General features: G+C 67.5%; 3 protein-coding genes and 1 riboswitch. All 3 genes read left to right on the top strand.

Annotated features, from left to right (window positions below; all coding sequences use genetic code 11):
* Nucleotides 1–151: 151 nt before the first annotated feature.
* Nucleotides 152–246, top strand: a riboswitch (SAM riboswitch).
* An 89-nt stretch (nucleotides 247–335) separates the two neighbouring features.
* Nucleotides 336–1,811 carry an O-acetylhomoserine aminocarboxypropyltransferase/cysteine synthase family protein gene (locus AC5RUJ_RS07695; protein WP_494127717.1) on the top strand — a complete coding sequence of 492 codons (1,476 nt, stop codon included), beginning with the start codon at nucleotides 336–338 and terminating at the stop codon, nucleotides 1,809–1,811.
* Nucleotides 1,808–2,305, top strand: a complete 498-nt coding sequence (locus AC5RUJ_RS07700) for a CoA-binding protein (RefSeq protein ID WP_494127716.1) — start codon at nucleotides 1,808–1,810, stop codon at nucleotides 2,303–2,305. Before AC5RUJ_RS07695 ends, AC5RUJ_RS07700 begins: the two co-directional genes overlap by 4 nt.
* Nucleotides 2,306–2,506: 201 nt before the next feature.
* On the top strand, nucleotides 2,507–7,712 hold a 5,206-nt coding region (locus tag AC5RUJ_RS07705), incomplete at its 3' end, for an Ig-like domain-containing protein (RefSeq protein ID WP_494127715.1).

A 7,712-nucleotide genomic window follows, 5' to 3' on the forward strand; every position in this document is an offset into this window, starting at 1 on the left:
CGGACCGCGAGCGGCCGGCACCGCCGTCGTGCCGGGCATTCACAAGCCGGGCGACCGCAAGGCGCCCGCCGCAAGCACGGGCGCCCCAACCCCGGACGCAACGCGGCTCAACATTCTTTGCTGCCGCGGCGGTTGGTTGCGAGAATGGACGGGACCATCCCGAGCGGTTGAGAGATCTGGCTCTTTGACACCGCAGCAACCATCCGGACGCCACCGGAAAGGTGCTACCGCCAGAAGCGATGGAGAGAGCGCAAGCAATCTTTGATCCCGACGGCGCCCGCGCCGCCAAGGACGTCATTGCCCGGGAACCCAAGTTTTGAAGGAGCAAGCGCCTGATGGCTGAACGCACATTCGGTTTCCGCACCCGCGCCCTGCACGCCGGCGGCACGCCCGACGCCGAGCACGGTGCCCGGGCCGTACCGATCTACCAGAGCACCTCGTTCGTGTTCAAGGACACAGACGACGCCGCGAACCTCTTCGCACTGCAGAAGTACGGCAACATCTACTCCCGCATCGGCAACCCCACGGTCGCCGCGTTCGAGGAGCGCATCGCCTCGCTCGAGGGCGGCATCGGCGCGGTGGCGACGTCGTCGGGCATGGCCGCCGAGTTCATCACCTTCGCGGCCCTGGCCGGCGCGGGCGACCACATCGTGGCCTCGTCCAAGCTCTACGGCGGCACCATCACCCAGCTGGACGTGACGCTGCGCCGGTTCGGCGTGGAGACCACCTTCGTCGACTCCAACGCCCCCGCCGACTTCGCCGCGGCCATCGGCGAGAACACCAAGGCCGTCTACACGGAGATCGTGGCCAACCCGTCGGGCGACATCGCGGACCTCGCCGGCCTGGCCGCTGTGGCGCACGACGCCGGAATCCCCCTGGTCGTCGACGCCACCTTGAGCACGCCCTACCTGATCCGACCGATCGAGCACGGCGCGGACATCGTGATCCACTCCGCCACCAAGTTCCTGGGCGGCCACGGCACCACCCTGGGCGGCGTCGTCGTCGAATCCGGGCGTTTCAACTGGGGCAACGGCAAGTTCCCGCAGATGACCGAGCCGGTGCCCAGCTACGGCAACGTGTCCTGGTGGGGCAATTTCGGCGAGTACGGCTTCCTCACCAAGCTCCGGTCCGAGCAGCTGCGCGACATCGGCCCGTCGCTGTCCGCGCAGTCCGCGTTCCAGCTGCTGCAGGGCGTGGAAACGCTGGCCCAGCGGATGGACGAGCACCTGGCCAACGCCCGCACCGTGGCCGAATGGCTGGAAGCCGACGAGCGCGTCTCCTGGGTCAGCTACGCCGGCCTGCCCGCGCACCCGCATTACGAGCGGGGCCGGAAGTACCTGCCCAAGGGCGTGGGATCCGTGTTCAGCTTCGGCGTCAAGGGCGGCCGCACCGCGGGCCAGAAGTTCATCGAGTCGCTGCAGCTGGCCAGCCACCTGGCCAACATCGGCGACGCCCGCACCCTGGTGCTGCACCCGGGATCGACCACGCACCAGCAGCTCACCGCCGACCAGCTCGTGGCCGCCGGCGTGCCCGAGGACCTGATCCGCATCTCCGTGGGCCTGGAAGACGTGGACGATATCCTCTGGGACCTGGACCAGGCGCTGGCCGCCTCGCAGCAGGCCGGCGCCGAGCACGGCCCCAGCCGCGACCATGAGGACGCCGCGTTCGACAGCTCCGAGTTCGCCTCGCCCAGCTATGCCGGCGAGTCCTGCGCGATCCCGGCGGAGCGCTCCCCCCGGACAGAGCCCGGAACGCGCGTAGTCGAGTCCGTCGAAGAACTGATCGAAGCCGAAGAAGGAGCCGCCAAGTGACCGCGACACCCGAACGCACCTGGATCGGCCCGTCCGCCGCGGAGCGTCTGAACATCCTACGCAACACCAAATCCATCGCCATCGTCGGCGCCTCGGACAAGCCGAGCCGGGCCAGCTACTTCGTGGCCACGTACCTGCTGTCCAGCTCGCCGTACAAGGTGTATTTCGTGAACCCGGTGGCGAAGGAGATCCTGGGTCAGCCGGTGTACAAGTCGCTGGCGGACCTGCCCGAGGTGCCGGACCTGGTGGATGTCTTCCGCAGGCACGACGACCTGCCCACCGTTTTGGAGGAAACCCTGGCCGTCGGCGCCAAGACGCTCTGGCTGCAACTGGGCTCCTGGCACGAGGAGGTTGCGGCCCAGGCCGAGGCCGCCGGCTTAAACGTGGTGATGGACCGCTGCGTGAAGATCGAGCACGCCCGCTTCCACGGCGGCCTGCACCTGGCCGGCTTCGACACGGGTGTGATCTCCTCGAAGCGGCAGCTGACCGTCTAGAGGGCCTGCCGCCCCGAGGGCCTACCGCCCCGCCCGCCTGCCGCCCCGCCCCTTGTCCCCCGGCCTTCCACGTGGAGGCCCGGGGGCAAGGGGCCGGTTTTTTCCTGCCCGGAAGTAGACGGAAAGAGCCTTCAAGGATTTCCCCAAGGTCCTCGTCGGATGCTGTGGCCAGCCACACATCACTCGACTAGGGGAGTCACCGTGTTTACTGCACCAACCGATCCACAACCGAGGAGGGGCACCGAACGTGCCGACAAGGGGAGGCCATCCTTCCCCCGGAAAGTTACGGCCGGGCTCGCCGCGCTGGTGCTGGGCGCGGGCGTGCTGCCCTCCGCCCTCGCCCCCGCGGCGTTGGCAGCGCCGGTAGGCCAAGGCTTGACCCTCAATGCCGGGGACATGCGATTCATCCTGAAGCAAATCAAGATCGCGGAAAACCACGCCACCAAGGAAGACGCCGAGGGCAAACCCGTGCCGGGCCAGCCGCTCCTGGGCCCCGGCCCCAACCAAATAGCCAATCCGCTGCTGCCCTACGGGCTGCGCACGGTGGACGGGTCCGACAACAACCTGGTGCCCAACCAAGGGCACTTCGGCGCCGCCAGCCTGCCCTTCCCGCGGCTGGCAGAACCGGAATGGCGGGCCACCGCCGGCGGGCAGTCGTACAAGTCGGTCAACGTTCCGATGATCCGGGACGCGGACCCGCGCTTCGTCAGCAACGTCATCGTGGACCAGACCTCCACCAATCCGGCCGCGATCGCCGCGGCCGGCAAGGCGCACCGGACGGTGAACGACGGCCCGACGGCGGTCCCCTGCGACGACGAGGGGCTGCCCCTGAACTGTGTTCCCGACGGCGAGACACTCGACATCCCGAATGTCACCACCGACTTCGGGCTCTCGCCGCCCTACAACGGCTTCTTTGCCCTCTTCGGCCAGTTTTTCGACCACGGCATCGACTTCACCAAGAAGACCAGCAACGTCGTCATGATGCCGCTGGCCAAGGACGATCCGCTGTACGTCGAGGGCTCGCCCACGAACTTCATGCTGCTCAACCGGGCGGAGAACCAGCCCGGCCCCGACGGCAAGCTCGGGACCGACGACGACGTCCAGAACGCCACGAACACGGACTCTCCGTGGGTTGACCAGAGCCAGACCTACTCGTCGAATCCGTCCCATCACGTCTTCCTCCGGGAGTACGAGCTCAACGAGGACGGCGACCCGGTCTCGACCGGCGAACTGGCCGAAGGCGAACCCGGCGGCATGGCCACCTGGGCGGACATCAAGGCGCAGGCCGAGTCCATGCTCGGCCTGAAGCTCTCCGACGCCGACGTCGTGAACATCCCGATGCTGGCCACCGACCAGTACGGGCGCTTCCTGCGCGGCCCCAACGGGCTGCCGCAGTACATCACGCAGGACAAGCAGTTCGTGGAAGGGAACCTGGAGAACCCCGTCGCGCCGCCGGCGGATGTCCAGCGGATCGGCATCGCGTTCCTGGACGACATCTCCCACTTCGCGGCACCGTTCGACTCGCGGGGCGCGGCCCTGGCACCCGACGGGGACGGCGGCATCACGCCCACCAGCGGCCGGCAGGACCCGGGCACGTACGACGACGAAATGCTCGACGCGCACTTCGTTGGCGGCGACGGCCGCCTGAACGAGAACATCGGCCTCACCGCCGTCCACCAGGTCTTCCACTCGGAGCACAACCGGCTGGTCACCTACATGGAAGAACTGCTGACGTCCCTGAACCTGGACCTGAACGAGTGGAAGCTGCCCAACGGCGAATGGAACGGGGAGCGCCTCTTCCAGGCCGCACGGTTCGTGACGGAGATGGAGTACCAGCACATCGTCTTCGAGGACTTCGCTCGAAAGATCCAGCCGGGCATCAATCCCTTCAACGTCTTCACCCAGTCGGACACGGCGATCGACCCGGCGATCGAGGCGGAGTTTGCCCACGCGACCTACCGGTTCGGTCACTCCATGCTGACGGACACCGTGGATCGGAAGACCAACAGCGGAGCCGACATCGGCCTCCCGCTGCTGGACGCGTTCCTGAATCCACCGGCCTACTACGCCAACGGAGACAGCACGATGACGCCCGAGCAGGCGGCAGGCGCGATCGCGATGGGCATGACCGACCAGGTGGGCGCAGAGCTCGACGAGTTCGTCACCGACACGCTGCGCAACAGCGTGCTCGGGCTGCCCCTGGACCTGGCCGCGCTCAACATCGCCCGCGGCCGGGAGACCGGCGTCCCGTCGCTGAACAATTTCCGCAAGGACCTCTACGCGAAGACCAGCGAGTCGTCCCTGAAGCCCTACAGCAGCTGGGTGGACTTCGGGCAGGCGCTGAAGCATCCGGATTCGGTGGTCAACTTTATGGCCGCTTACGGCACGCATCCCAGCATCACCGGGGCGACGAGCATCGAGGCCAAGCGCGCGGCGGCGCAGAAACTCTTCGACATGAGCCCCGACCCGGCGGCCGAAACTCCGGCCGATGCCTACGATTTCGTCAACAGCAACGGGGAGTGGGAGAACGACGGCGGCGCCTCCAGGACCGGTTTGGACACGGTCGATCTGTGGGTGGGGGGCCTGGCCGAAGCCCAGAATCTCTTCGGCGGGCTGCTCGGCTCCACCTTCAACTACATCTTCGAACGCCAGATGACGGACCTGCAGGACGGTGACCGTCTCTACTACCTGTCCCGCACCTCGGGCCTGAACCTGCGGGCCCAGCTCGAAGGCAACTCCATGGCCGAGCTGGTGATGCGCAATACCGACGCTTCCGCGCTCAAGGCCGACGTCTTCGGCGTCGCCGACTGTGAGTTCGAGATGGGCAACATCACCGGCACCACGGGCAACAATGTGGCCGATGATCCCGCCTCGGCCTGCGACGAGTCAGCACTGCTGCTCCGCATGGCGGACGGCACCATCCGCTACCGCGTCATCAACAGCGTGGACCGCTCGGGCCTCAACGCCCAGGCGACCTATAACGGCAAGGACGATGCCGACGGCGCAGACGGGACGGACCGGATCTGGGCCGGCGTCGACAACGACACCGTCTGGGGCAACGGCGGCAGTGACATCATCGAAGGCAACGACGGCGCGGACACCCTCCTGGGCGGCGCCGGCAACGATCGGATCACCGACTCCCACGGGGACGACGTGATCAAGGGCGGGCCGGGCAACGACGCGATGGACGCCGGTCCCGGACTCGACGTGATCATGTCCGGCGACGGAGACGACTTCTCCAACGGCGGACTCAACGGCAACCAGACCTTCGCCGGCGAGGGCAATGATCTCGTGATAGCCGGCGACGGACCGGACACGGTGTTCGGCGGCGGCGGCGATGACTGGCAAGAAGGCGGCAACGCGAACGACCTGCTCCAGGGCGACAGCGGTGCCCCGTTCTTCGACGACATCAACAACCCCGGCCACGACGTCCTCATCGGCGACAGCGGCGAGGACGACTACGATGCCGAGGGCGGTGACGACGTCATGGTCGCCGGTCCCGGGATCGAGCGCAATCACGGCGTCTACGGCTTCGACTGGGTGACCCACGCCCGGTCGGTCGAGGCAGCCGATTCCGATATGCGCATGATCATCGTGGAGGGCCCGAACGCGCTCAAGGACCGGTTCCTGCTGGTCGAGGCCCTCTCCGGCTGGGACAAGGACGACGTCTTGCGCGGCGATGACGTGATTCCGGCCGATCCCGACAACGAGGTGGCGGTGCCCGGCCTCAGCAATACGCTCGACGCCGAGGGCATCAAGCGGATTGCCGGCCTGGCCGAGCTGCTGCCCGCCGGTGCCACCGAGTTCGGCGCCGGCAACATCATCATCGGCGGCTCCGGGAGCGACCAGATCTGGGGCAACGGCGCGGATGACGTCATCGACGGCGACAAGTGGCTGAACGTGCGGCTCAGCGTACGCGACGCTCAGGGCGCTGAACTGCGGTCAGTCACCAGCCTGAAGACCATCCAGGCCGATATTATGGCCGGCCGGATCGACCCGGGCGACGTCGTCATCGTGCGGGAAATCCTCAACAGTGCGGCTCCGACCGACATCGACACCGCCAACTTCTCCGGCGCGCTCGATGAATACGACATCACCACCGTCGACGGAGTCACGACCGTGGCGCACGTCCGTGGCAGCGGGGACGACGGCACCGACACCATCACCAATGTCGAGCGCCTCCGGTTTGCCGACCAGACCATCGAGCTGACCGATACCGAAGGCCCCACGGTGACGGACCGCGCTCCTGCTGACGGGGCAACCGGCGTGGCCGTCGGGGTCGACATCACGGCGACCTTCAGCGAGGACGTCCAAGGCATCTCCGGGACAACGGCCACGCTGACGGCCGCGGAAGCAACGGCACCGACCGCCGCCACAGTGACCTACGATCCAGTGACCCGAACGGCGACGCTTGACCCGGTGGCGGACCTGGCGATCGACACGGTCTACACCGTTGCGCTCACCAGCGGCATCCGGGACGCGGCGGGCAACCCACTCGCTGCCACCAGTTGGTCGTTCACCACTGCCGGACCGGCTCCATCGGTGACCGGGCGCAGTCCGGAGGCGGACGCCACTAACGTGGCCACCAACAGCAACATCACCGCAACCTTCAGCGAACCTGTCGCCGGAGTCGACGGCACCACCTTCCGGGTCACCAACGCGGCCGGCACGGCAGTGACGGCAACCGTCAGCTACGACGACGCGACCCGGACGGCTACCCTCGACCCCGCCAACCTGCTGGCCAACCGCACCTATACCGTGCAGCTGACCGGCGGCATCCGGGATCTGCAGGGCAATGCCCTGCCGGCCACTACGTGGAACTTCTCCACCGAGGCCGCACCGGTTATCACCGAACTGACCCCGGCGGCGAACGCCACCGACGTGGCCACCAACAGCAACATCACCGCCACGTTCAGCAAGCCGGTCACCGGAGTCAACGGCACCACCTTCCGGGTCACCAACGCGGCCGGCACGGCAGTGACCGCAACCGTCAGCTACGACGACGCAACCCGGACGGCTACCCTCGACCCCGCCAACCTGCTGGCCAACCGCACCTACACCGTGCAGCTGACCGGCGGCATCCGGGACCTTTCGGGTAACCCGATCACGGCCACCACATGGAGCTTCACCACCGAAGCCGCGCCGGTCATCACCGAACGGACCCCGGCGGTGAACGCCACCAACGTGGCCACCAACAGCAACATCACCGCCACGTTCAGCAAACCGGTCACCGGAGTCAACGGCACCACCTTCCGGGTCACCAACGCGGCCGGCACGGCAGTGACCGCAACCGTCAGCTACGACGACGCGACCCGGACGGCTACCCTCGACCCCGCCAACCTGCTGGCCAACCGCACCTACACCGTGCAGCTGACCGGCGGCATCCGGGACCTTTCGGGTAACCCGA

The organism is Arthrobacter sp. Y3223164, from assembly GCF_059091005.1.